Source organism: Pleionea sediminis (assembly GCF_007570825.1).
GTDB classification, from domain to species: domain Bacteria; phylum Pseudomonadota; class Gammaproteobacteria; order Enterobacterales; family Kangiellaceae; genus Pleionea; species Pleionea sediminis.
The window spans coordinates 268452-295035 of sequence record NZ_SUNB01000001.1; the positions used below are offsets into that span (position 1 = coordinate 268452).

A 26584-nucleotide genomic window follows, 5' to 3' on the forward strand; every position below is an offset into this window, starting at 1 on the left:
GTGAACGGCTCTCATTTACCTTCGTTCGCTTGGTCCTTAATTAGAACTCGTAGCGAGCCTCAACAAACCATCCACGACGTAATGCATTGTAATGGCTAGTATTGAAATATGGCCAATTACGCCCTTCTTCAATTCGAGGATACTCATCAGTAAGGTTATTAACAATTAAATCGATCGATAGATTAAAATCAACATGATATGTTGCAGACAAATTGTAAGTTGTCCATGAATCCAATCGCTCTCCACCATTCACACTATTTATTGTTCCCAGGCGGTTAGACGTTAAAGTAATTCGATAGTCATTGTATTCCCAAGTACTACTACTTCGGAAACGACTTCGCAAATCATTATTGGCTCGGTTATTTCTCCAGTTAGTATCAACAGGGCTACCCGAGAATAATTGACGCTCGCTCTTCAATACGTTTGTATGATTTGCCGTGAATGAGAATCTTCCATATTCACTATCAAAATTATATTTAAAGCTGCTATCAACGCCCTGCTGTAAACGATAAGCAGTATTGATAGGAAAAGTTAAAACGCGGAATCCAGTACCGTCTGTATCAACTCGATAATCAGCAAACGCACACAGCTCAGGATTAGCATCAGCATAACCATCAACATTTATACAGTTCTGGTAAATATTAGTGATCGCCAATCCATTTTCAAATTCAACCAAGCCTTCCAGTTCAATTTGATAAAAATCAACCGACAAAGAAAGATTTTCGATAGGCTCATAGACAAAACCGAGTGATTGTGCTGTACCTGTTTCTTCTTCTAAACCTTTATTACCCAAGGTGTAAGCAAAAACATTGGTACCTGAGTAGTAAGCACCGCCAATACCGGCATAGACCAAATGCATGTCAGGTGCACGGAAGTTGGAATTAGCCGTCGCTCGCAATAAAAGGCCTTCAACAGGACGATATTCTAATCCTAAATTATAAGTCCAAGCATCATCGACCGCAGTTTCATCGTCGTACTTATCGTAACGACCTGCCGCTGTTAAATGCATATTTTTCATTAACGGCCATCGAGTTTCGATACCTAAACCATAACTATTACGAGTACCTTCACCTTCAGTTCCGGTAAGTCCCCACCAGCCATCACCTTCAAGGTTCAAAGTACGAGGATGCAGATCGATTTCGTAGGTTTTATTAGAAGCTTCAATGATTGTTGCAAACTGTGCTTCACCATGAGTCATGGAGAATAAATCGCCAGAATAGGAGAAAGACAAGGTCGAAACTGCACTGCTTTTCTCGGAATCATTCTCTCCAGTTATCTGGTTTAACTCAGCTTGGGTGAGCTGACCAAACATTTGAGAAGTTTGATCGTTTCGATAAATATCGATAAAACCACCAAATGCATCGTTATATTCGGTCGTTAAATATTGTCCGAAGAAAAACTCATTTGCTTCGCGCTCTTTCAGGCGAGTTTGTGATTCAGAGGAGTTTTGGAAACTATGTGAAAAGACAATTTCATAATCTTGGAAATTATCATTAAACCCACTGTAACCAATATGAATATCTGCACCACTTTCTTCATGAGTTTTTCCAGAATCAGAAATTTCATCTTGGGTAAATAATCGAGAATACTCAAAGAGATCAACTAGTTCATTCGCATCATTAACGATAGCTGTTGGACGTTCCGAACCAAAAACTAATGGTCCGCCATTACTTTTCGCATCGGATTTCCATAAGTGAACTTCCATATAAAGCTCATCGTAATCGCCTTGTTCAAATGAAATGCGATCAAAGACATTCACGCGAGTACGCTCATTTTTTAATGTGCGGCTTTGATCGGCAAAAGATGAGCAGAAGCTTCCTTCGTTATTTGCAATGTCATAAGTCGTATAGGAGTACCCAAATTCATCACAAATTTCGGGGGTCGTTGTATAAAAAGGCGTGCCGTCGGAAAAAAACTGGTTAGCGAAACCAAAAGCTAAATTGCTTTCTCGTTCTCCAACACTCGCACGATCGGCCGCAGTTAAAGGATCCGAACTATAATACTCAATAGCCCATAAGTTTTTAAAACTATCCTGCTCAACTCCACCGTACCATTGAAAGCGACTGGAAGCAGCGCCACCTTCAAATGTATCTCCGGTCCGAGCCGCCAAAGTCTGACTGTCGAGATTCTTTTTGGTAATAATATTAACTACACCAGCCATGGCATCTGAACCATAAATTGCTGAAGCACCGCCAGCCATAACTTCAACCCGTTCGACAATAGCAAGTGGTATGTGTGCCAAGTTTACAAAATTACTTTCACCATCTTGAGGAGAAGGATAATCAGCAATACGTCGACCATCTAACAAGTAAAGCGTTCGACCTGCCCCTAAACCACGAAAGTTTAACGCTTGTGCATTTGATTGGAATCCATTAGGAGCCTGTTCGCCCACAAAACTTCCAGTTGCAGACGTAAAAGAGCCCAAAGCTTCGTGAAGAGTGGTAAATCCTTGTGCTTGCATTTCTTCAGCTGTCATACTGACAACCGTAGCAGCCCCCTCAACCTCAGTCCGTTTAATACGAGAGCCAGTAATAATAATTCGCTCTTCTTGACTGTATTTTTTGGTCGATTTTTTTTCCGCAGAAATCGCATTTGTCTGGAATCCAAATGCAAATACAGAAGCAACTAGAGCCGCAATTGGCTTAGGTGAAAATAAATTTTTAGACATACTTAAATCCTCGCAGACAGGAAACAACAAACTCAATTCGAGTTTTAATGCGGCGGAGTTTAAGGAGCGAGCTACCACTCATCAATACAATAACGGCGGTAATAATGCACAATACGTCATGTTTTCACCAATAATGTGAGGTATGCACGTTTATCGTCGAAAGTTCGTCAAAATATCGTCATTTCATAAAGGGACCCAACACTGCTAGTATTGAGTTAACATCAAATTTTTTAATGATAAGTATGATAAAAAATAATCTTATGACGCTAAAAAAGCTTACATTCGTTAGCCTGATCTTATGCCTATTTATTAGCTGCAATTCTTCCGAAAATGAAACGTCGGTGAAAAAAATACCTTCCGTAACAACCGAAAGTAAAAATCAAATTAAAAAAGTCACTAAAAATTACGAATCTCATGAAAAATTGAAATCGCAACCGAAAAACTGGTCAGATATTAAAAACTCAGGATACATTAGAGCTCTCAAACTCTCCTGGGAACAAGAAAAACATTTGCCTCGCTCTGGATCTACAAGCCTGGTACATCGAGAACTGTTTGAAGACTTCGCTGAAGAAAACGGTTTAGACGTTAAATGGATTATGGTCGATAATTTAGAACTCATGCTGGATGCACTGAAAAATCATCAAGCGGATATTATCCCTAGACATCTATCGATTACTTCAAAAAGAGCTAAAGATTTAAGTTTTACTCAACACCTATCGAAAGACAAAGAAGTTCTGATCGGACGAAGTAAAATATCAAATTTAAATAAGCAATCGATTACAGTGAAACTGCCAGCCGAGTCGTCCTATATTGATACCGCAAAAAAATTCTTCCCAGAATGGCAAATTGAATCCATGGATAAAGCCGTCAACTCAGATGATTTAGCCGATATGATTGCCAATAAACAGATCGATTATACTATCCTTGACCAATCAGCGGTTGAAGTTCTCCAGAGTTATCGAACTGATATTAAAGTCATTCATACTTTTCCAGAGGAAACCTATCAAGCATGGGCAATTAATAAAGAACGTCCAGAATTTCTTGAAAAACTAAATAGCTTTATATCAACCCATCGCTTACAAAGCTCAAAACAATCTATCCGCACCCAAGATTTAGAAGCTATTAAGAAAAACTCTAAAACCATTCGTATGATTACACGTAACAGTCCAGAGACGTATTTTTTATGGCGCGGAGAGCTCATGGGGTTCGATTATGATTTAATGAAGGAGTTTTCTGAACGTCATGGTTTATACCTTGATGTTGTCGTAGCCGAAACTTATGAAGAAATGTTAAAGCTATTAAAACAAGGCAAAGGCGATATTATTGCAGCAGGAATTTCTCGAACCGAAAAAAGAGCAACTGAATCTGAATTTAGTATTCGTTATAACCGTGTCGATGAACAAATCGTAGCACACAATGAGAGTGTTCCTATAAAGACTAAATCCGATTTAAAAGGGCGAACAATCTGGGTAAGAAAATCCAGTGCTTTTTGGCCAACAGCAAAAGTATTAGAGAAAGATTTCGGTATCATTATTAAAGCCGCAGATGAGTCCACCTCGACAGAACTACTGATCGGCCAAGTTGCAAATAAAGAAATAGACTTAACTATTGCAGATAGCAACTTAATTGCGATCGAACAATCTTTTCGCGATTCCCTTTACACTCCAATTACTTTGAATGAAGATATTCCGTGGGCTTATATTGTCCGTAAAGGAAACCCACAACTACTAAACGCAATCAATGCCTTTATTAGAAAAGAATATCGCGGTACTTGGTATAACGTGGTTAAAAACAAATACTTTTCAAATGAATCAAAAAAACAAGAAATTCGCTCCGAACGCATCATCAGTGGCTCATCATTGTCACCCTATGACACTATCGTCAAGCAGCATGCCGATCCTTACGATTTCGACTGGCGATTAATCGTGTCGCAAATGTATCAAGAAAGCCGCTTTAACCCCAAAGCACAATCACATGCTGGAGCAGTGGGCTTAATGCAATTACTACCTAGAACAGCGCATGAACTTGGCTACAAAAATTTAAAAAAACCTGAAGAGTCAATTATGGCGGGTATTGAATACTTAAATTGGACTCGCGAAAGATTCGAGGAATCATTACCGCCAGAAGAGCGATTGTTTTTTGCATTAGCGGCATACAATGCGGGTTATGGACATGTAAAAGACGCACAAAAAATTGCTAAACAACTTAATTTAAATCCTAACAAATGGTTTCAAAATGTAGAAGTCGCGATGCTTAAATTGCAACAGCCCAAATACTACAAGACAGTTCGATTTGGTTATTGTCGAGGATCAGAGCCCGTTGATTATGTGCGAGAAATTCACCAGCGCTATTTAGGTTACGTTACAGTAACTCAATAACGCTTGACAATAATCCATGAAAGCGAAAGCGGCTAACCGGCTTTTACACACTCAGTATACGCTGCATGGAGAGCCTGCTGGAGGTCACTGATGATGTCATCAACATGCTCTAAACCAACAGATAAACGAATTAATGTATCGCTGATTCCTGCCTCTCTGCGTTGTTCTGGTTCATAGGGCGAATGAGTCATGGACGCCGGATGCTGAATTAATGTTTCCGCATCACCTAAGCTCACCGCAATTTTACACATCGATAACTTATCCATAAATTGTACTGCGTTTTCAAAATTACCGTGCATTTCAAAAGCCATAACTCCACCAGCCGCTTTCATTTGTTGGCCGATTAAACGATTGCCTTCATGAGAGGCTAGACCTGGATAAAATACGGTTTTAACAGAAGGATGGTTTTCTAAAAACTCAGCTACTTTTTGAGCGTTTTCGCAATGACGCTCAACACGAATGTGTAACGTTTTAAGACCTCGAATAATCAACCAAGCATCATGAGGACTCATCACCGCGCCCATGTCTTTCAAGGTTGTCATTTTGATTTCTTGAATGGTTTCCTGATCGCCGCAGACAATTCCAGCAATTACATCACCGTGACCATTTAAATACTTGGTTGCGCTGTGGATAATTAAATCAATTCCATGCTCCGCAGGCCGCTGAAGTACCGGTGACATAAACGTGTTGTCGACAACCGTTTTCACTTCAAACTCTTTACCTAATCGAGACAAAGATTCTAAGTCAACACACACCATGTTCGGATTGATAGGAGTTTCTGCATACAAGACTTTAGTATTGGCTTGCATTGCATTGCGAACGGCAATTTCATTATTAATATCAACAAAAGAAACTTCGATGCCAAAATCACGACACTTGTGTTCGAGTAAAGCATAGGTGCAGCCATACAGCGCATTAGAAGCAACAATATGATCGCCCGCTTTAACTAATGCAAAAATAGTTGCAGAAACCGCTCCCATACCAGAGCCTAAAGCAACAGCATCTTCTGTACCCTCAAGAGTTGCCATTCTTTGCTCAAGCTCACGAACAGTCGGATTACCCAGTCGACCATAAATATATCCCTGCTCATCGCCATTAAAACGAGCCCCACCTTGTTCTGTATTATCAAACACATAAGTTGAAGTTTGATAAATCGGGGTACTCAAAGCGCCAAACTGTTGATCTGCGACTTTTCCAGCGTGGATAGTATTCGTTTCTATGTGAGTCGACTTCATTGGATTTACCTCTATTGTTTCTGTACAAACCGACTCATGAAAGAGTCGTCAATCAGGGTTCATCAAGGTCTAAAACCATTGATGATTTATATTCTTTTAATACTAAACTCGTATGCAATCGAGCGATTCCAGGCATTGGAATAAGCTTTTGCGAAATAAATGCCTCAAGTGCTTGAGTGTTTTTTAAAATTACCTTGAGCAGATAATCGTACTCACCTGTGACATTGTGACACTCCAATACTTCTGGCATGGCTACGATACGATCCAGAATATCGTGGATTTGCTGATGTTGATGAAGCGACAAGGTTAACTGAATAAAACTCAAGGTATCGTGCCCGGTTTTGTAACGATTCAGCACCGCCACAAAACGATCGATAAGTCCCTGCTTTTCCAACCTTTTTTGCCTGGCTAAAGTCGCCGGTGGCGATAAGTTAACGCGCTTTGCTAAATCAACATTGCTGATCCGACCTTCAGTCTGTAACACCCTTAAAATAGCGATATCAGCAGCATCCAGCTCTATTTTTGACTCTACCATTATCGGCCCTCATAATTAAGATTAAATTGCGATACGCCATAAATAGCATTTTTAATTAAGCATTTCGAGCTTTCAGCAAAATTTAATTAACCAAACAACCAGAGATAATACTAACTGCAGAATATTATTTTGAGTGCGGCGCAACATGTGAAAGAAAAGAACAGAAAATGAATGAGGTACAGACTGCAGGAACGTAAAAATCTCGGTTTATTGAAACGCAGCAGGCTACTCAGTCAGACAAAATAAATATTCGGCCAGACTGAGTTCTATAATGATATGTCCAAAAAACGACTTAGGGTCTTAGGTAACAAGAGGCTGGCAATGAGAGCTTAAATTCCAATAATAGGAGTCTCATCCCCTAATTTGTACCACCAACAGTTAGCTCATCGACTTTCAAAGTAGGTTGCCCAACACCAACCGGTACTGACTGACCTTCTTTACCACACACGCCCACGCCTTTATCCAAGGCTAAGTCAGTGCCAACCATAGAAATCTTCTTCATGACTTCTGGGCCATTGCCAATTAATGTTGCTCCTTTTACCGGTGTCGTAATTTTTCCCTTTTCAATTAAGTAAGCTTCACTGGTTGAAAATACAAATTTGCCCGACGTAATATCAACTTGTCCACCGCCAAAGTTTGGTGCATAGATACCTTTTTCAACCGACTTGATGATATCTTCTGGATTATCTTTTCCAGCCAACATGTAGGTGTTTGTCATACGCGGCATCGGCAAGTGCGCGTAAGACTCTCTTCGGCCATTGCCAGTTGATTGTTGATTCATCAGTCGTGCATTACGTTTATCTTGCATGTATCCGCGCAACACACCGTCCTCAATAAGTACTGTTTTTTGAGTCGGAGTTCCCTCATCATCAATAGACAAAGATCCGCGCGCACGATCAATGGTTCCATCGTCAACGACAGTTACCAAAGGAGAAGCCACTCTCTCACCAATCCTTCCAGAAAATGCAGACGACCCCTTACGATTAAAGTCACCTTCCAAACCATGACCGACAGCCTCATGCAACAATACTCCAGGCCATCCAGCCCCAAGTACAACCGGCATAACTCCTGCAGGCGCGTCAACGGCCTCCAAGTTAACTAATGCTTGTCGAACGGCTTCTTTAGCAAAATAATCAATATTATGTTGCGCAATTAAGGCGTTAAAATCATAACGACCTCCACCACCCGCACTGCCACGTTCACGACGGCCATTGTGCTCAGCAATTACAGACACATTAATTCGAACTAAAGGTCGAACATCGGCAGCCAGAGTTCCATCCGATGCAACAACCAACACTTGCTCATGAACCGCGGCTAGAGATGCCATGACTTGTTTAACCTTAGGATCTTCAGCTCGCGCCCGTTCGTCGAGTTCTTTGAGTAAGGTAATTTTTTGTTCTTCACTCATCGATAGTATTGGATCGTCATCATCATAAAGAGAAGTGATGACTGGAGATTGCCAAGCATTTACTTTGGCGATGCTACCTGCTTTAGCGATCGCTTTGGCCGCGCCAGATGCTCTTTGCAAAGCCGGCATCATAATTTCTTCCGAATAGGCAAAACCCGTTTTCTCTCCCGATAAAGCTCTTACACCAACACCACGATCAGAATTGTAATTGGCATCTTTAACAATACCATCTTCCAGTCCCCAACTTTCGTGTCGGACACTCTGAAAATAAAGTTCTGCGTTATCCACTTTGTGACTCAACATCGATTCTAATAATTTTGCAAGTTGTTGCTCATCTAAACCCGATGGTTGAAAAAAATGCTGCTTTACTTGATCGAGATGTGATGCCATAAATGTCCTAATTTGGTTGCTTAAACTAATTTATTCTTCGGTGTTCGAGTACCGGAAGCTTTTCTTGTAACTTAACACGATCTGCTATCTCTATCGATTGTGTCAATATTCCAAGCTCACTTTTTAATTGGCCTAAGATATCGCCCCATGGGTTAATAATCATAGAATGTCCCCAGGTGATACGTCCGTTTTCGTGTTTGCCAGCTTGTGCAGCACCCGCGATAAAACATTGGTTTTCGATTGCTCGAGCTCGCAATAAAACTTCCCAATGTGCCTTTCCAGTTGGTACAGTAAAGGCCGATGGTAACGCGACTAAATCGACATTGTCTTCTGCGTATTTACGAAAAAGCTCCGGAAAGCGAATATCGTAACAAACCGCCAAGCCAATTTTACCCCAGGGAGACTCCACAAAAACAGGCTTTTCTCCGGGCATGCTATATTGAGATTCTTGATAATTACCAACATTATCATCAATAGAGACATCAAACATGTGCACCTTATCATAGAACCCTACGTTTTCGCCTGAGTCATCATAAACATAACATCGAGCATACGGCCGCTGCGGATCATCTGAGCAAACGGGAATACTGCCACCAATAATCCAAACGCCGTATTTTGCGGCAGATTCTTGCATCATGTCTTGTATTTGTCCCTGTCCATGCTGTTCTTGAACGTTTAATTTTGATGTTAAATCACGTCCCATCAGAGGATAGTATTCAGGTAAAATAACTAGCTGAGCACCATCTGCAGCTGCTGCTGCAATTTTTTGTTTTGCAAATTTTAAATTAATGTGAAGATCGCAGCCCGAGCACATTTGAATGACAGACAACCTCAGAGTTGATGTGTGTTTCACAGTCAAGATGCTATACCTTTTGCACTTAATAATCGCCTTTGAGATACAAAAAATTCAACACAATCATAAAAACAGAGTTCGCTTGGTTGATAAAATAATTTTAGAATCGAAAGATTTTTATCTGTTAACTCCTCGTTCCCGTCAACACTATCTGACGGTTTGTTGTCGGAGTCATCTTTAATGCTTTCCTCCTTTTGGGATTTCTCCAAATCTTCAATGCTTTCTATATTATTTAGTTCGGGATCTACTGTTTTTGAAGGTAATTTACCCTCGTCTTCAACCTCATCAATTTCGCCGGATTGGACTTTACGAATAGCTTCGAGTTGATCATCAGTCAATTCAACTTCTCGCGTTGACTTTCCTAGCTCAATAACTTGAGGCGCATTCCATGAACCAACCATTCGATATTCAATATTGGTAACAACGTCAATAACCGGTTCAAATATTTTACTTATTAGCCAAACTAATATTCCGGTTGCCGGCTCGACCGCCCAACCGGCTAATACGGGTAAACTCGAAGTTACCTTTGGGATAATTAATGCTCTTTGATCCAATGTTTCTTTATGCAAATCAACCATACCCGATAACGAAACCTCGGCCGCTTTTCCATTAATGTAAAAGTTATCGGTAACAACTTTGCCATCTTTTACTCGAAAAGCACCACGCATCGCATCATAAAAAAAGCCTTCTTTGTAGATATCACTAAAATCTAAAGTCAATCGTCGGAGTAATGATTGCAAACTAAATAACGAAAATATTCTTGCTTTGGCATCAGAAACTTCTTCCAGATACCCTTCACTGACACGAACGGTTAAGCCTCCTGTTAAGTTTTGAAGCGCAAACTCTCCAGGTCCACCATTCCATCCCAAAGAAACTTGTCCATTCGCCGAGCTATCTTTTAGACCTACTTTTGCCCCCCATAATCGAAGTAGACCACCAATATTGTTACTAGTGAATGACGATGTAAAAGAGGACTGACTCAAAGAATTATTCCATATAAATTGTAACTCACTACTTAATAGTGATTCTATTTCTGCCGTCCCTTTTATTATCAATTCAAAATCAGTACTTTCAATCGCTAATGACAATTGCCCCAACTGAATACCCTTAACTTGACAATCATCACACTGAAGTTGAATATCGGGTAAATTTGAGAAATCGGCTGAATCTTCATTCTTCGTTTCTTTTTCTGCGATCCATGATTCTTCAGTTAGCACTAATTTATCCAAGTTAATCGTCAGCGTATTTTCTGCGCCAATAAGGATACTTCCAGTTCCTTCTTTTGACTCAAAGGTTATTTTATATTTGTCATCACCTACATTAACCATTCGTGCCGATATCTCACTAAGTTTAATATCAGACAGGTACAACGTTTGTATCTTAAATAAAATTTGTAAGGGTAAAGCAGATGTATTGGATCCTTGGCTTAACTGTTCAAATAATGGCTGCAATGTGTCGAGCCAATTGATTAAATTAACTTCCTGTAAGTTGACTTGCACTGCCAAATGGTCTTGAACCGACTGAACGGCAATAGGATCATCGGTGATAACAATAGTTCCTTGAACAAGTTGTTTTTCAGATTCAGTATATTGATAATGCAAATTAGAAATTAACTTAGAGTCGATATTCACATTTATCGATTGAGACTCCTGATCGCTTACTACTGATATTTCAAGTGGCAACTCTTGATCCTTTAACTTACTAAGCGGGGAAGGCAAATTTAACTCAACATCCGACATCGCACTCGATACTTTAATTTCGCTCAAACTAGTTCGACAACCAGCAATACAAAACCATGCATCCAGGGCTAAATTTGGCCGCCCTTCCACATCATACTGATTGCCAGGCAACAACCACTGCGTCACTTGCTTTACATCAACATCGCCCTCTGCATTTAATAAAACTCGTTTTTCACCATCATAATCTTGGGTATCAATAGTCCCGGAAACTTTGCCATCAAAAAGATCCGCTTCGACTTTTTTTGACCATATTCCGTTTTCAGTAAAATCAATTCGTGTTGTTACATTGTCAGACGCCAAGTCGATATTGGGTATTCTGAGAGGATTGTTCTTGAGAAAGACAGCCCCTCTAACACGTACATCATCATCACCCTCTAAAGGAACGGATAGTCGAGCATTAACAGAAAAGCGCCCCTCGGGTTGAATATCATCCAAAATTGAACCCAAGAAGTTTTTTAATTCTGAATTACGAACAAATTCTTGCGCGCTGTTTAAATCGGTCGTAGCTCGTAAGTCTAAATCCAAAACCGGAACTTGCACTGAAAAATCAGAAATAGTCGCGTTTGCTCGGTTGACCAATAGATCGTAAATCTTTGCATTAGAGGCTGATATTGCCATACTGTTTTGATCAAAAAAGGCAAGCACATCGAGAGAATCAAGTTTTGGATATCCCGGTTGATAGAGGTAATCAAGTTGACGAATAGAGCCTAATATATCAAAGGTTGCATCGGGTTGCTCTAACATATTATCAACGAGTTTAACTTGCATATTTAGACGAGCCCAATCTAACTTTCCGCCTAAAATGGACTCATCAAGATAAGTGACTAATTCATCGCCCATAACAGCGACCGGAAGATACGTTGATTTTTTTGCAATGTTGGTATTCGAAACCTCAGCCTGCAAACTTAACTCCGTGTCAGAAAAGTCGCTAAAATGTAAGTTACCCGCAAATATCAGGTTAAAGTCGGGGTTACTGACTTTAACCTGACTGAAAGTTAAATAACTTCCGGTAGAATAAGTTAAAAATTCACCCGCCAACTCTAGTTGATTAATGGGGATCGGCCAGCGAAACAGTGGCCGATAATCTAATTCACCAACTTCAGATTTAAAATTAAAAGTTACCTTGTTACTAAGAATATTGACGACACCCGATAAAACTGGCAATTCAGGTGTTGACTCTGTTCGATTAACTTTTATTTCCGACAACACAACTTTTCCTTCAGAAAATTCCCAGTGACTATCAACTTCTTCAACTGATAAATTCAAACTATCAATCGTTAATTGCGGATCTGCTGTTAAAAACCAGTTTTGAAGCTCAGGTTCCTCCATCGCCAAAGCCCAGACATTATTGAGTTTCCCGGGCTGAATATTTTCATAGAGTAGGTTAATACGAGTTTCTGGTTGACTCATTATCTCGACATCAAGGCCCGATAAGTCAATTAAGGAATTATTATCCGATGTTGCTTTGAATCGATTAAGATGCATTCTGCTTTCAGACTCACTCGATTTACTCCAAATAAGTTCCGACTCAATTTTTTTATAGGAAAAGCGTCGCTGAGCAATATCAAACTTCATAGGCTCAAGGGTTATATCCATAAACGCTTGGTGCCAACCACTGTATGACCAATCAACCCAAATCTCACCGCTTAACGCAGCTTCTTTAATTCGCCCAGCAACTATCGATTCGAAAAGAGGTAAGTCAGCAAGATGAACAGAGTCACTTTTAAAATACATATCAACTCGAGACTCTGGGAGTCGAGGGTCACCATACAATTCAGCTATAATTTTTAAATTTCCACCGGATGCCTGGTCCATTTTCGCAACAAGCTGATGCGTGGTATCAAAATTGTTAATTAACAATTCATTAATTTGAAGCTCAGGGTATATTCGCTCAGAATTGTAAAACTTAAAAACGATGTCCGTTAATGCGAGATCATTCTGCCCTAATAAGGTATCAATAAAAATATCAATACCAGAATACGTGGATTCTGATTCTTCCTCTTCCCCCGATTGAAATAATTTAGATTCTAAATCAACTTCGATGCGACTATTACTTAACTTAATTTCATCCGTAACTAATGCAAGATCAAAAATTGATTGCCAAAGATTGATGGCAACAATCAGCTCTTCGACAACAACAGGATGTGACGAGCCATCTTTCTCGGCAACATCAATTTGTTTTACCACTAAATGAGGCCCCTGATTTTTCCAGCCTCCTGAAATGGACTCAAAAGATACATTTGCATCGAGTTTTTCGGAGAGAAAACTCTCCAAATCATCGTGCAAAACGTGAATAAAAGGTAGGAATGCTCGAGCTAAACTGACCAGAACAGCAATAGTGATAATCGTCGTTGCTAAAAATAACCACAACCAATTGATCAATTTGCCAAACAGTTTAGGTATTGACATAAAGACTAACCATCATTACATCAGCACAACATCAAATTGTTCTTGGCTATACAAAGATTCAACTTGAAAACGGATAGGAATGCTTATAAATGATTCCAATTCAGCCACACTACTGGCTTCTTCATCCAATAAACAATCAACAACCTCTTGAGAAGCCAGCACTAATAGTTTTTGTGCTTCATAAGCTCTGGCTGCTCGAGTAATTTCTCTGAATATTTCATAGCAGACAGTTTGTGCTGTTTTAATCGAGCCACGTCCTCTACAAGTTGGACAGGTTTCGCATAATGTTCGCTCTAAGCTTTCACGAGTTCGTTTTCTAGTCATTTCAACCAGACCCAAACTTGAGACTTCCGTAATTTGAGTTTTGGCGTGATCATGCTCAAGCGCCTTCTCAAGTGTTCGTAAAACTTGACGCTTGTGCTCCTCTTCTTTCATATCGATAAAATCAATAATGATGATACCGCCCAAGTTTCGTAATCTTAACTGTCGAGCTAATGCGGATGCTGCTTCCAAGTTCGTTCTAAAAATAGTTTCTTCTAAATTTCGATGTCCAACAAAAGCACCTGTATTCACATCAATAGTCGTCATAGCTTCAGTTTGATCAATAATTAAATATCCTCCAGACTTCAAAGGAACCTGACGATGAAGGGCTTTTTGAATTTCATCTTCAACATTAAACACGTCGAATAACGGTCGTCCACCGTGATACACTTCTAATCGTTCTTCTAATTCAGGCACAAACTCTTTAACAAATTGTTTGGTTTTTTGATAAACCTCTTCACTATCGATACGAATTTTTTCTACTTTGCTCGCCACCATATCACGTACAATGCGTAACTCGATGCTTAAATCTTCGTATATTAACGCAGGACAACGAGCGGTCTGAATACGCCCTTGAATTCGATTCCAGAGCTTCTGTAAAAATGAAACATCTCGACGCAACTCTTGTTCCCGTGCTCCTTCAGCCGCGGTGCGAATAATATAACCTTGCTCATCGTCTTCATTTTCATTGAGAATATCTTTTAGTCGATTACGCTCATTTTCATCTTCAATTCGCTGCGAGACCCCGACATGAGAATTTTTTGGCATTAAAACTAGGTAACGACTCGGAACAGTAGTGTGGGTGGTGAGTCGAGCTCCTTTACTACCGAGTTCATCTTTAATAACCTGAACGATAATCTCTTGCCCCTCACGTAACAGTTGAGTAATGTCATCCGTCAACTCTTCGTCAGGTTCATGCTGAGGTAATATTTCAGATACGTGTAAAAATGCACTCCGCTCCAAACCGATATCAACAAAAGCAGCCTGCATTCCAGGAAGAACTCTTTTAACTTTACCCTTATAAATATTACCAACCAAGCCTTTGCTATGACTCCGCTCAATCAACAACTCTTGCAACATGCCATTTTCTATAACAGCAACACGAGTTTCTTGCGGCGTAACATTAATTAATATTTCTTCGCTCATTGTCTCAATAAGACCTGTATTGTCGATATCACCAAACCGGTGATTTTAATTTGTCTGTGTCGTTGGCCAGTAAGCGACATTAAACTGTTCGAGAAGTTGCGCCGTCTCAAACAGAGGCAATCCCATGACTCCTGAAAAACTACCATTCATCGATTCGATAAAGGTTGCCGCCAATCCTTGTATCGCATAGCAACCGGCTTTATCAGTCCCCTCGCCGGTAGACCAATACTCTTCCATTTCACACAAAGATAAAGGACGAAATTGAACATCTGAGATACTAACAACATAGGACTGTTCGTCGTCATAAACAACACCAACGCCAGTAATAACCTGATGTTTTCGACCCGACAGTTCCGCCAACATGGCAAGCCCACTTTCCTTTGATTCAGGCTTACCTAAAATACTACCGTCAACCACCACTGCAGTATCAGATGCCAAAACAGGATATTCGCGCGAGTAATCTTTCGATTCCCAAATCGCTTTAGCTTTCATAAGGGTTATTCGCTCAACATACTCCAATGCCATTTCTCCACCGACCACAGATTCATCGATGTGAGCAGGTTGAATGTCGTAATCTACCCCTATTTGTTGCAGCAACTGGGCCCGTCGAGGTGATTGCGATGCTAAACAGATTTTATTAAATCTTACTCCATTCATGCTTAATTCACCCTGAACTGTCGTCGCACATCACGTAAAAGAATAAATACCCAACTCCACACGATGCCGCTAATCAACATAGGGAGCCAATACACTAATGACTTCTCGATTGGAGCCACGAGACTTTTCAAGCCCAGTGTCAGCAACATATGTATTCCAATTAAGACAGTAACGACCAGAGATTGTTTCCATCGGGGAAAGAGCCGAATTCGCTGGTAAAGCACCAATGCAAAATAACTCATCACTGATAAACTCAAAGCGTTCAATCCTAGAACAGCCCCTTGAAGTGCATCAACAAACAATCCAACAACCCAAGCCGTCATAATGCCTACACGTTGAGGTAAAGCAACAACCCAGTACAATAGAACCATCGCAAGCCACTCTGGCCAGTAAGGACTAATAAACTTTGGTAATGGCAATGTATCGAGCAGCATCGCTGTCGCAAAAGAAGCAATAATGACCCAATAGTTATTGCGCGCAACGGGATTCATCGCAAGGTTTCCTTGTCATTGTCACTCTCAGGTTGACGGCTCTGCTCTTGCCGCAACTCCACATTTTCGCGCTCAGTTTGAAATTCCTTATCTGGCCAGATTAGTAGCACCTGACCAGTACGGGCAAGATGCGCCTCGGTCGAAGCTTCAACTCGAGCATAAGGCTCACCTGGATTTTGAGTCACTTTGATAACTGTCGCCACAGGGTATCCATCAGGAAAACGCTCTCCGATACCTGAGCTTAACAGTAGATCCCCGACCTGAATATCAGCCGTATTGCGCACATATTGCAAACTAATGAAATCGAATCGCCCTTCTCCCAGGGCAACACTTCTTTCGCCACTGCGTTCAACTCGAACAGGAATAGCGTGTCGTGGATCGGTAATTAATAACACTCGACTGGTCAGTGCGGACGCTTCCGTAACCTGCCCCATCACCCCATAAGCGTCGAGCACCGCCTGCCCAACGAAAACATCATGAGCGGTTCCTTTATTAATTAAGAGCTCGTGAGCAGAGGGATCGCCAGCAACATTGACGATTTCAGCAACCAACCGCCGCCCCTCAACTTTTTGCTCCGTACCGAGAAGATTTCTTAATTGCGCGTTTTCTGCTTTGAGCGAGACAAGCTTTTGCAATTGCGTTCGAAGAATAAAAACTTCGTCTTTAAGTGCTTGATTTTCAGAAAATAATTCATCACGGCTGCGAATCCGCTCACCACTCCAGAAGGCCAACTCACTGGGCAGATCGGCTATGTAAACAAGCGGAGTCAAAAAAGTGGAGAGTAGATTTCTGACAGAATCAAGGTGCTGCCCGCGGTGATCCGCAAACATAAAAATAGCCGACAGCACGATGGCAAACAGCAATCGCGACAAATTAGACGTTTGATCAACAAAAATCGGCTTGATAACGGCTCCCCACCCATAAGTTAAGACTTAGCCTACAAACATTAAGCTAAGTCTTTGATTATAGATAGAAATTATAACTTTGACTAGTCGTGAGAGAAAAGATCACCACCGTGAGTTTCTATGGTCTCCAGGACTTTGCCACCGCCACGTGCCACGCAGGTCAAAGGATCTTCAGCTACGATAACAGGCAACCCTGTTTCTTCCATAAACAAGCGGTCAATATCTCGAATTAACGCTCCGCCGCCGGTGAGTACCAGGCCACGTTCAGAAATATCGGCAGCCAGCTCAGGAGGAGACTGTTCTAGAACCGAGCGAACAGCACGAATAATGCCTGCAAGAGGGTCTTGTAACGCTTCTAACACCTCATTGCTATTGATGGTAAAGCTTCGGGGAACACCCTCAGCCAGGTTTCTACCCCGCACATCAATTTCCATCACTTCGGTGCTCGGATAAGCGGTTCCAATCTCATGCTTAATACGTTCCGCAGTACTTTCGCCTATCACCGTGCCATAATTGCGTCGAACGTATTCAATAATAGCCTCATCAAATCGATCGCCACCAATGCGCACCGACTCCGATTGCACCACGCCATTCAAACTCAAAATTGCGATTTCAGTCGTACCACCACCGATATCAACAACCATTGAACCACGCGCCTCTCCAACCGGCATACCCGCTCCAACAGCAGCAGCCATCGGCTCTTCAATCAAATAAACCTCGCGAGCACCAGCGCCAAATGCAGATTCTCTTATCGCTCGCCGCTCAACCTGTGTCGAGCCACATGGCACACACACCAGTACTCTCGGGCTGGGCCGCATCAAAAAGCTGCTATCATGAACCTTGCGAATAAACTCCTGAAGCATCTTTTCGGTGACTTCAAAGTCCGCGATAACGCCATCTTTCATCGGTCGAATGGCTTCAATATTTCCTGGAGTTCTCCCCAGCATCATTTTGGCTTCTTGACCCACAGCCGCAATCGACTTATTGCCATTGCGTTCACGACGTATCGCAACTACTGAGGGTTCATTTAAGACAATACCACTTTGTGGTACGTATATAAGGGTGTTTGCCGTACCCAAATCAATTGATAAATCAGTAGAAAATAAACCACGAATTTTATTTAACATTGTTCTTGATTCTTATAGTGTCCAGTTAGATTCATGAGGAAACGCTCCCTGCCGCTCCCATAGTTGACAGTGGAGAGATGTCTGGGTTCCCGAAAAGGCAACTCTGACGTAATGATATACCAAAATAGCCTTTCCGGCAGCATAACTGCGCTAATGTAACAAGGCCGTCTATGAGCTGCAAGCCAACTTCAAGAAAGAACCATCTCTTTTTGCTCTTTACGTCCTTGCTAATAAAACTTTGAGTTGAAGCCCAGCCTCAAACGACTAACCTTAGTAGAGAGTACCAGCTTCTGTAACTCTAGTAGCTCAGCTTTTATACAAAGGAAAACATTCGCTTATTTTGCGATGCATTTAACATTTATGGTGATGTAGAAATTGACTAACTCAGGTAACATTCTAAGGCTGGCCACCGATTCACTTCAAACGAGCACACTCGACGACTGCGTATGAACAAAACTATCTTTCAACTGACCGAAAAAAATCGCGAGCTGGAAACGCGTTTATTTCGTGAAAAAGATAAACAGCGCAGTAAAGACTTCAAAGAGTTGTCCCAAAAGGAACTCCTGACGATATTACAGCAATTATTTCGTGAGACTCTCAAAAATGAAGTGCCTGAAGATTCTCCAGTGTCACATTATGAGATAGTTGCAGCAATCTATCAGCGTTTATCCAATGATAAGAACTTCCATATTCCAGGTACTATCAAAAATAGCCTGCATTTAACCGAGCTCACTTTTCAATATCTCAGCGGTATTACGGAAGAACACGAAGAGATAAAACGTTTACTTCAGCTGTTAGCTCTAAGCTGGGCACAGTTGTCAGTTCACTCACCCGACTTCTTACAAATTAAACAACATCCTGCAAAACTTATTTTGTCGAAGCTTTTGATGCTAGGAGAATGTTGGGATCAAAGAAGTGGGACGCTGGCTAAAAAGTTACTCGATGGTGTCAAGCTTGTACTGACTCAGCTCAATCAAAAAGGTGCTAACCCCAAGTTGTACGAGCAAGCTTCCAATCGAGTCATGTCGTTGGAAAGCGCATTTAACAAATACCGAACGGATAGACTAAAACAAATTGTTGAGCAAAAGCAAAAAGAAGAACGAGAAATCAAAGCCGATGCCTTTGTTACCAAGTTTATTCAAGATAAAACGACCGGCGAAGAGTTTCCAATCTTTCTTCTCGAATTTCTAGAAAATTATTTGGCACCCTACTTAAAAACGATTTTTATGGAAACCGGACCGGTTGGTCAAAAATGGCACACCGCTATCGAAGATACAGAAAATTTGATTTGGAGTATTTTTGCTCCCTTCAATGCTGACTTTTCCGACCAGTATCAAGAGAAAGTTCCCGAATCTCTTAAAAGACTTTTCGAAGGTATTGATAAATTGTTTCATGGCTCAGAGGGCTTACAGGATTTCTTCTACGAGCTAGAAGGCATTCATATTAAAAAGCTCAATGGAGAAAGAACCGATTATCACACCTTAATTCACAGTCCGACGGTCGAAGGTTTCGATGAAAGCGAACCAGAACAGGCAGCTCCAGACTACTCAAAAGAGCTCGACGAAAAACTTCATGATGATGACTGGTATTATATTATTCAAAAAGGTAAACGATTTCGTTGTCAGTTAGTACCACGCGATTACACTGGAAAATGGTTAGTGTTTGTCAATTTATCTGGCGCTGTCATTGCGACATTCGATATTACGTCAGCGAGCTTTAAACCCAGTCAACTGCCCATCGTAACAATTGAAACACATAACTATTGGGAAGAACTTCAAGATTACCTCGAAAATGTTATGACTCGTCGAGTTGCAATTCTTGAAGAGCAAGTAAAACGTGTTGAGCAAGAAATCGCAGCAGACAATGCACGAAAACAAGCAGCTGAAGAACATGCAAGACAAGTTATTCGAGAGAAGATAGAAGAAGAGCTCAAAAAACAACAAGAGAAAAAGCAAAAGTTGGAAGAAGAACGGGCGAGAGCTTTGGCGAAAGCAAAAGAAGAAGAAGCTTCACTCGAACGTCAACGACAAGATGCTCAAAAACAGGTTAATGAATTAATGCCTGGTGCAATTTTGCGTTATAAATCTTCGGAAGGAAAAGCTCAGCAGTTAACTCTGAGTATCATTTCGACAACAACCAATAAATACATTTTTACTGATGCCCGTGGACAACGTGTATTAGACCCGAAAGAAGATCAACTCATCGACTTGTTTGCAGCAGAAAGAATTGTCCTTCTTGAACAAGGAAAAGAATTCGAAGATACTTTACAAACTCTCGTCGCCGATCAACGAAAAGCTTTTAAAGATTTGTAAATGACAACTCACTAACACCCTTGTTAGTGAGTTTTCTTAGCGGTTAATTTCTATTTACACTAACACGCCCAGATCTTCACAAATGGATAGTGCTGCTTTTCTGCCATCCGCAATTGCTGTCACCACCAAATCTGCGCCGCGAACCATATCTCCACCGGCATACACCTTCGAATTGGTCGTTCGATAGCCCGAAGCTTCTGAAGCTTTTATTCGATTAGCTTCATCGTAGGCAACTGATTTTTGCTCTAACCAACTTGGAGGCTCGGGACGAAAGCCATAAGCAACAATAACCGCATCACAATCTAAAATGCTTTCTTTTTTACTCTTGTTATTATCACAAACTAAAGAGATAACATTACCGCTTTCATCACGATTAATATCAATTGCCTGGTGATACCAAACAAACTCAACGCCCTCTTCAACCGCATGATTGAATTCTTTGCGTGATCCCGGCATGGCTTCTTGATCACGTCGATAAACACACATCACTTTTTTGGCGCCCTGACGTGTCGCCGTTCGAACGCAATCCATCGCAGTATCACCACCACCTAACACAGCAACCGTTTTACCTTTTAAATTGATGTATTGGGCATCATCAACCTGATAGTTATGCAGTTGATTGGTATTACCAATTAAATAATCTAACGCTTTATAAACGCCTTGTGCGTTACCTTCACCTAATCCACCGTCTACGGTTTTATAAGCGCCCATACCTAAGAATACAGCATTGTATTCGTTATAAAGAGACTCAAAACTGATATCACTTCCGATATTTGTATTTAACTTAAATTCAATCCCCATAGACTCAAAAACTTCTCGCCGACGCTCAATAACCTGCTTTTCTAATTTAAACTCAGGAATTCCAAAAGTTAATAGCCCACCAATTTCTGGATAACGATCATAAACCACTGCTTTAATTCCATTTCTGGCTAGCACATCGGCACAGGCTAAGCCAGCGGGTCCAGCACCGATTACAGCAACTTTAAATGGTTGAGCTTTAACATTGGATAAGTCAGGTCGCCAGCCCTGAGCAAATGCCGTATCAGTAATAAACTTTTCAACTTGACCAATGGTTACCGCACCAAAATCATTATTTAGCGTGCACGCCATTTCGCACAAACGATCTTGCGGACAAACCCGACCACACACTTCAGGTAAACTATTAGTTTGATGCGAAAGCTCCGCCGCTTCGATGTACTTTCCTTGTGCTGCTAAATCTAGCCAATCAGGAATATAATTATGGACTGGGCATTTCCATTGGCAATATGGATTACCGCATGAAATACATCTCGATGACTGCTCTTTTATATTGGGCTGCTTAAACGACTCGTAGATTTCTGCAAAAGATTCTTTTCTGACTTCAATAACTTGTTTATCTGGCTCTTGCCGTTTGCAGTCAACAAATTCATATAACTTTCTGTGTTCACCCATAAATTGACTCCTAACCCACTTTCGCCAAAGAAATTAACTTAGCCTTTTTTTGATGCGACTTTGAATCAGATTGCTTTTTCTTTTTCGGACTGATGTATTTAAAAACACCAATGTAATGCTCAAAACTTTCAAGAATCTGCTGCGACCATTCACTTTGAGTAGCTGCCGCATGTTCTTCAATTAAGTGTTTTAAGCGAGCAATCACCGCAGAGTCGTTCACATCAGACAAACGATTGATAGCGACAAACTCCGCGTTACAAAAGCTCTCAAAGTCATTTCCCGGATCCATAACAAAGGCTTCGCCACCTGTCATACCTGCAGCAAAATTCCATCCTACAGGGCCCAGAACAACAACCGTTCCACCAGTCATGTATTCACACCCATGCGCACCGACACCTTCCACTACTGCGTCGCAACCAGAATTTCTGACAGCAAATCTTTCGCCCGCTTTCCCAGCAGCAAACAACTCTCCACCTGTGGCACCGTACAAACAGGTGTTACCAATTATGGTGTTTCGTCGGCTAACCAAAGTTGAAACGCGCGGCGTTTTTAAAACAATCCGCCCTCCAGACATTCCTTTACCAACATAATCGTTCGCATCGCCCTCAACCAGTAAATTCAATCCAGGAACATTCCAAACACCAAATGACTGGCCCGCAGTACCCGTAAAATTCAATTGAACAGGATGACTATCGCACCCATCACGACCATAAGTTTGCGCAATATAGCCACTGAGTCGCGCGCCTATCGAACGTTGATAATTTTTTACTCGATAACTGAGAGTAATTGGTTTCTTTGCATCGACCGCGGCTTTCGCGTCTTCGAAAATTTGCTCATTTAATAAACCTTTATCAAACGAAGGATTTGATTTTTCCACACAATAATTTGGATGCGGATTAACAACAGACGCACTGCTGAGGATCGAACTTAAGTTAATTAACTTATGCTTTTCAATGGATGACTCTACTCGCTTTAATAAATGCGTCTTGCCAATAATCTGCTCTAAAGTATCAAAACCCAGAAAAGCTAACCATTCTCTAACTTCTTCAGCTAAAAACTTAAAGTAATGTTCAACTTTCTCGGGTAATCCATGAAAGTATTTCCTGCGTAGCTCATCATCTTGAGTCGCAACACCCGTTGCACAATTGTTTAAATGACAAATTCTTAAATATTTACAGCCTAAAGCCACCATTGGGCCAGTACCAAAACCAAAACTTTCGGCACCAAGAATGGCTCCCTTAATAACATCAAGCCCTGTTTTTAATCCACCATCAACTTGCACGGTGACTTTGTGTCTCAATCCATTTTCGACCAGCGCTTGTTGTACTTCTGCTAATCCCAACTCCCAAGGAGAGCCCGCATATTTAATCGAAGTTAAGGGGCTGGCTCCGGTGCCGCCATCATAACCAGAGATTGTGATCATATCGGCATACGCTTTAGCAACACCTGCTGCAATCGTTCCTACACCAGGTTCAGAGACTAACTTGACCGACACTCGAGCTTTAGGATTTACTTGCTTTAAATCGAAAATGAGTTGCGCCAAATCTTCAATCGAATAAATATCATGATGTGGCGGTGGCGAAATTAAGGTAACTCCTTGAACGGAATGCCTCAACTTAGCAATTAAAGCCGTCACTTTATGTCCCGGTAACTGCCCGCCCTCTCCTGGCTTAGCTCCTTGTGCAACTTTGATTTGCAATACTTCTGCGTTAACCAAGTAATGTGCAGTAACACCAAAACGTCCCGAAGCGATTTGTTTTATTTTTGAATTTTTTAAACTGGAATAACGCGCTTCATCTTCGCCGCCTTCTCCAGAATTCGATTGTCCACCTAATCGATTCATGGCGATCGCAAGTGATTCGTGAGCTTCTGGAGAAAGAGCACCAATTGACATTGCTGCTGTATCGAATCGAGGAAACAATTGACTCGCTTTTTCAACATCGCTTTTTGATAACGGTTCTTTTGCTGGAACAAGCTCAAGTAAGTCACGCAACGCCAATGGAGAGCGTTGATTAACTTGATTCGAAAACGTTTTGTAATCTTCGTATTTACCGGAGTTTACAGCTTGCTGTAATAATTGAATGACATCGGGATTGTACGCATGTTCTTCACCGCCATATTCGAACTTTAACAAGCCGCCATGCTGCAGTGGCTTTTGCGGTATTGCCGATCGTTGTTGATGCAGTCGAAATTCTTTCTCCAGCACATCGAAGGTGACACCATCAATGCGTGACGCCATGTTAGAAAAGCATTCCGTCATAATATCCTGACCAAAACCAAGCGCTTCAAACAACTGCGCCCCTCGATAACTGGCCATCGTCGAAATCCCCATTTTCGAAAGAATTTTTCTTAGGCCATATTCCATCCCAGTTTTATACTTTTGTACTGCAACACTAAGAGATTCAGAATCCGACTCGATTTCCGCAATGGTTTGATAGGCTAGATAGGGATAAACAGCCGTTGCGCCTAATCCACACAGCACAGCGACATGATGGGGATCACGAGCATATCCTGTAGCAACCAATAAGTTACAATCACAACGCAACCCTTCTTCAATCATCGCGTTATGAATTGCTCCTACCACTAGTGAAGCATGAATAGGAACTTCATCGGCTTCCAAGTTTTGATCCGACAAACACAAAATAACGACACCATCGCTAACCAATTGCAACGCTAATGAACGAATGCGAGCAATAGCTTCTGCTAATGTTTCGTCTTTTAACAGCGCGAGTTTAACGACCGATTGACGATAATGCTTTCCTTTCAATGTCATCAATTGTTGAAACTCACTACGCATTAACACTGGACTGTCTAAAACAACACGATAAGCATGACCCGAAGTTTCTTGAAACACATTGTATTCAGCACCAATGCAAGTTTCCAAACTCATACTGGCTTTTTCTCGCAATGGATCAATAGGTGGATTTGTTACCTGAGCAAATTGCTGACGGAAATAATCGAATAAATTACGGTGCTGACTCGATAAAACAGCGACAGGAGTATCATCACCCATCGAACCGGTTGCTTCAATGCCTTGCTGATACAAACTTTTAATAACGGTATTTTTTTCTTCAATAGAAAGAGCAAACAGTTTTTGATTGTATCTGAGTGATTCTTTAGCAATCTCATCCGACTCTGCCGTAGTAGTATTGGCTAGCGTTAAAGTATGTTCCTCTAACCAGGCTCGATACGGATGCCGGGTTTTTAACTCGTCATCAATCTCACGACTTTTCCATATTTTTCCGCGCTGGGTATCAATCGCAAATAATTCTCCGGGACCAACACGCCCTTTTTCAATGACATCCGCTTCATCATAATCCCAAACACCAACCTCAGAAGCCAACGTAATAATATTATCTTTCGTCATGACATATCGCGCTGGACGCAACCCATTACGATCCAAAGTACACGCCACATGACGGCCGTTTGTCATAACGATACCAGCAGGACCATCCCAAGGTTCAAGGTGCATCGAATTAAATTCATAGAATGCACGTAATTCAGGATCCATTCCTGGTAGATTTTGCCATGCAGGTGGAATTAATAGTCGTAACGCGCGGAAAATATCCATTCCACCAGCAAGAAAAACTTCTAACATATTATCCAGTGAAGAAGAGTCAGACCCCGTCTGATTAACTAACGGAGAAATCTCTTTCAAATCGGGAAGTAACGGCGTGACAAATTTGCTGGTTCTTGCTTTCGACCAATTACGATTACCAGAAATAGTATTTATCTCTCCATTGTGCGCTAAAAATCGAAACGGTTGCGCGTATTTCCATTGCGGTAAAGTGTTGGTGGAAAATCTTTGGTGAAATAAACAGATAGCACTTTGAAAATCACTCGACTGGAGATCCAGGTAAAACTGCGATAGATACCTTGGCATTACTAGAGCTTTGTACACCATCACCATCGATGACAATGAAGAAACGTAATAATCAGGGCAATTCAGCTCTCTCTGAATTCGCCAAGCAGCTCGACGTCGTGCAATAAACAAACGTCGCTCCATGTCGTACTTGCTCCAACCTGGCATCCCTTGAACGAAAACTTGTTCAATTTTGGGCATACTGGTTAGAGCAACTTCACCACAAACACTGGTATCGACAGGCACTGTACGCCAACCAATAATCGTTAAAGTTTCTCGCCGAATTTCTTGCTCAAGCATTTGACGACACTGACTGGCCACTTGATCATCTTTGCTCAAAAACACCATGCCAACAGCAAAGTTCTTACCCAGTTTCATACCTGATTCTTCGGCAACTCGACGTAGGTAAGCTTCTGGCTTTTGTACTAATAATCCACACCCATCGCCAGAAACGCCATCGGTGGCAACGGCGCCTCGATGAGTCATACGATTCAGTGCGTCTAACGCGGTCTCCACCAATTGATGACTGGCTTCGCCGTGTGTATGTGCAATCATGCCGAAGCCGCAATTATCTTTGGCTTGGCTATGGTGATAAAGCTTATTCATGGCCCATCCTTTTCTTTATCGTGAATTATTCAGACGGTACGAATGGTCTTCCCAGAGTGGTGCTGCATAGCAACAACAAACTAGCATACACTGGATATTTAGGCATTGCAA

At 41.4% G+C, this 26584-nt stretch carries 15 protein-coding genes; 2 read left to right on the forward strand and 13 right to left on the reverse strand.

The features are described 5' to 3' along the window. Positions 1–40: 40 nt before the first annotated feature. A complete protein-coding gene (locus FAX86_RS01025) occupies positions 41–2668 on the reverse strand; it encodes a TonB-dependent receptor domain-containing protein (RefSeq protein WP_144391476.1) in 2628 nt (875 codons plus the stop codon). A 341-nt stretch (positions 2669–3009) separates the two neighbouring features. Here FAX86_RS01025 and FAX86_RS01030 point away from each other — a divergent pair, with 341 nt between their 5' ends. Then, positions 3010–5046 carry a transporter substrate-binding domain-containing protein gene (locus FAX86_RS01030; protein WP_164503410.1) on the forward strand — a complete coding sequence of 679 codons (2037 nt, stop codon included), beginning with the start codon at positions 3010–3012 and terminating at the stop codon, positions 5044–5046. A gap of 32 nt (positions 5047–5078) precedes the next feature. Here the strand turns inward: FAX86_RS01030 and megL are convergent, their stop codons facing one another. From megL to FAX86_RS01080, 10 genes are all read right to left on the reverse strand, one after another. Beyond that, entirely contained in the window at positions 5079–6281 is a 1203-nt protein-coding gene (gene megL / locus FAX86_RS01035) for a methionine gamma-lyase (RefSeq protein WP_144391478.1), read from the reverse strand. Between the two features lie 52 nt (positions 6282–6333). After that, a complete protein-coding gene (locus FAX86_RS01040; protein ID WP_144391479.1) occupies positions 6334–6816 on the reverse strand; it encodes an Lrp/AsnC family transcriptional regulator in 483 nt (160 codons plus the stop codon). 358 nt (positions 6817–7174) lie between these two features. Then, positions 7175–8614, reverse strand: coding sequence for a metalloprotease TldD (tldD, locus tag FAX86_RS01045; RefSeq protein ID WP_144391480.1), 1440 nt, complete (start codon positions 8612–8614; stop codon positions 7175–7177). A 25-nt stretch (positions 8615–8639) separates the two neighbouring features. Continuing rightward, positions 8640–9467, reverse strand: coding sequence for a carbon-nitrogen hydrolase family protein (locus tag FAX86_RS01050; RefSeq protein WP_144391481.1), 828 nt, complete (start codon positions 9465–9467; stop codon positions 8640–8642). A 2-nt stretch (positions 9468–9469) separates the two neighbouring features. Continuing rightward, a complete protein-coding gene (locus tag FAX86_RS01055; RefSeq protein ID WP_144391482.1) occupies positions 9470–13615 on the reverse strand; it encodes a YhdP family protein in 4146 nt (1381 codons plus the stop codon). A gap of 15 nt (positions 13616–13630) precedes the next feature. Further along, entirely contained in the window at positions 13631–15082 is a 1452-nt protein-coding gene (rng, locus tag FAX86_RS01060) for a ribonuclease G (RefSeq protein ID WP_144391483.1), read from the reverse strand. Between the two features lie 45 nt (positions 15083–15127). Further along, entirely contained in the window at positions 15128–15739 is a 612-nt protein-coding gene (locus tag FAX86_RS01065) for a Maf family protein (protein ID WP_144391484.1), read from the reverse strand. A 2-nt stretch (positions 15740–15741) separates the two neighbouring features. Continuing rightward, entirely contained in the window at positions 15742–16230 is a 489-nt protein-coding gene (gene mreD / locus FAX86_RS01070; protein WP_144391485.1) for a rod shape-determining protein MreD, read from the reverse strand. Continuing rightward, positions 16227–17135 (reverse strand): rod shape-determining protein MreC, encoded by a 909-nt coding sequence (gene mreC / locus FAX86_RS01075; RefSeq protein ID WP_342778950.1) that lies wholly within the window; start codon positions 17133–17135, stop codon positions 16227–16229. The genes mreD and mreC overlap by 4 nt, the downstream gene beginning before the upstream one ends. Before the next feature lie 83 nt (positions 17136–17218). Beyond that, positions 17219–18262, reverse strand: a complete 1044-nt coding sequence (locus FAX86_RS01080) for a rod shape-determining protein (protein WP_144391487.1) — start codon at positions 18260–18262, stop codon at positions 17219–17221. Positions 18263–18708: 446 nt separating this feature from the next. Between FAX86_RS01080 and FAX86_RS01085 the strand changes: the two genes are divergently transcribed. Continuing rightward, a complete protein-coding gene (locus tag FAX86_RS01085; RefSeq protein WP_144391488.1) occupies positions 18709–20574 on the forward strand; it encodes a DUF1631 family protein in 1866 nt (621 codons plus the stop codon). Between the two features lie 54 nt (positions 20575–20628). Here the strand turns inward: FAX86_RS01085 and FAX86_RS01090 are convergent, their stop codons facing one another. Both FAX86_RS01090 and gltB read right to left on the reverse strand, forming a co-directional pair. Further along, positions 20629–22005: an FAD-dependent oxidoreductase gene (locus tag FAX86_RS01090; protein ID WP_144391489.1), complete on the reverse strand. Its 1377-nt coding sequence runs from the start codon at positions 22003–22005 to the stop codon at positions 20629–20631. Between the two features lie 10 nt (positions 22006–22015). Continuing rightward, a complete protein-coding gene (gltB, locus tag FAX86_RS01095; protein WP_144391490.1) occupies positions 22016–26473 on the reverse strand; it encodes a glutamate synthase large subunit in 4458 nt (1485 codons plus the stop codon). Positions 26474–26584: the final 111 nt, after the last annotated feature.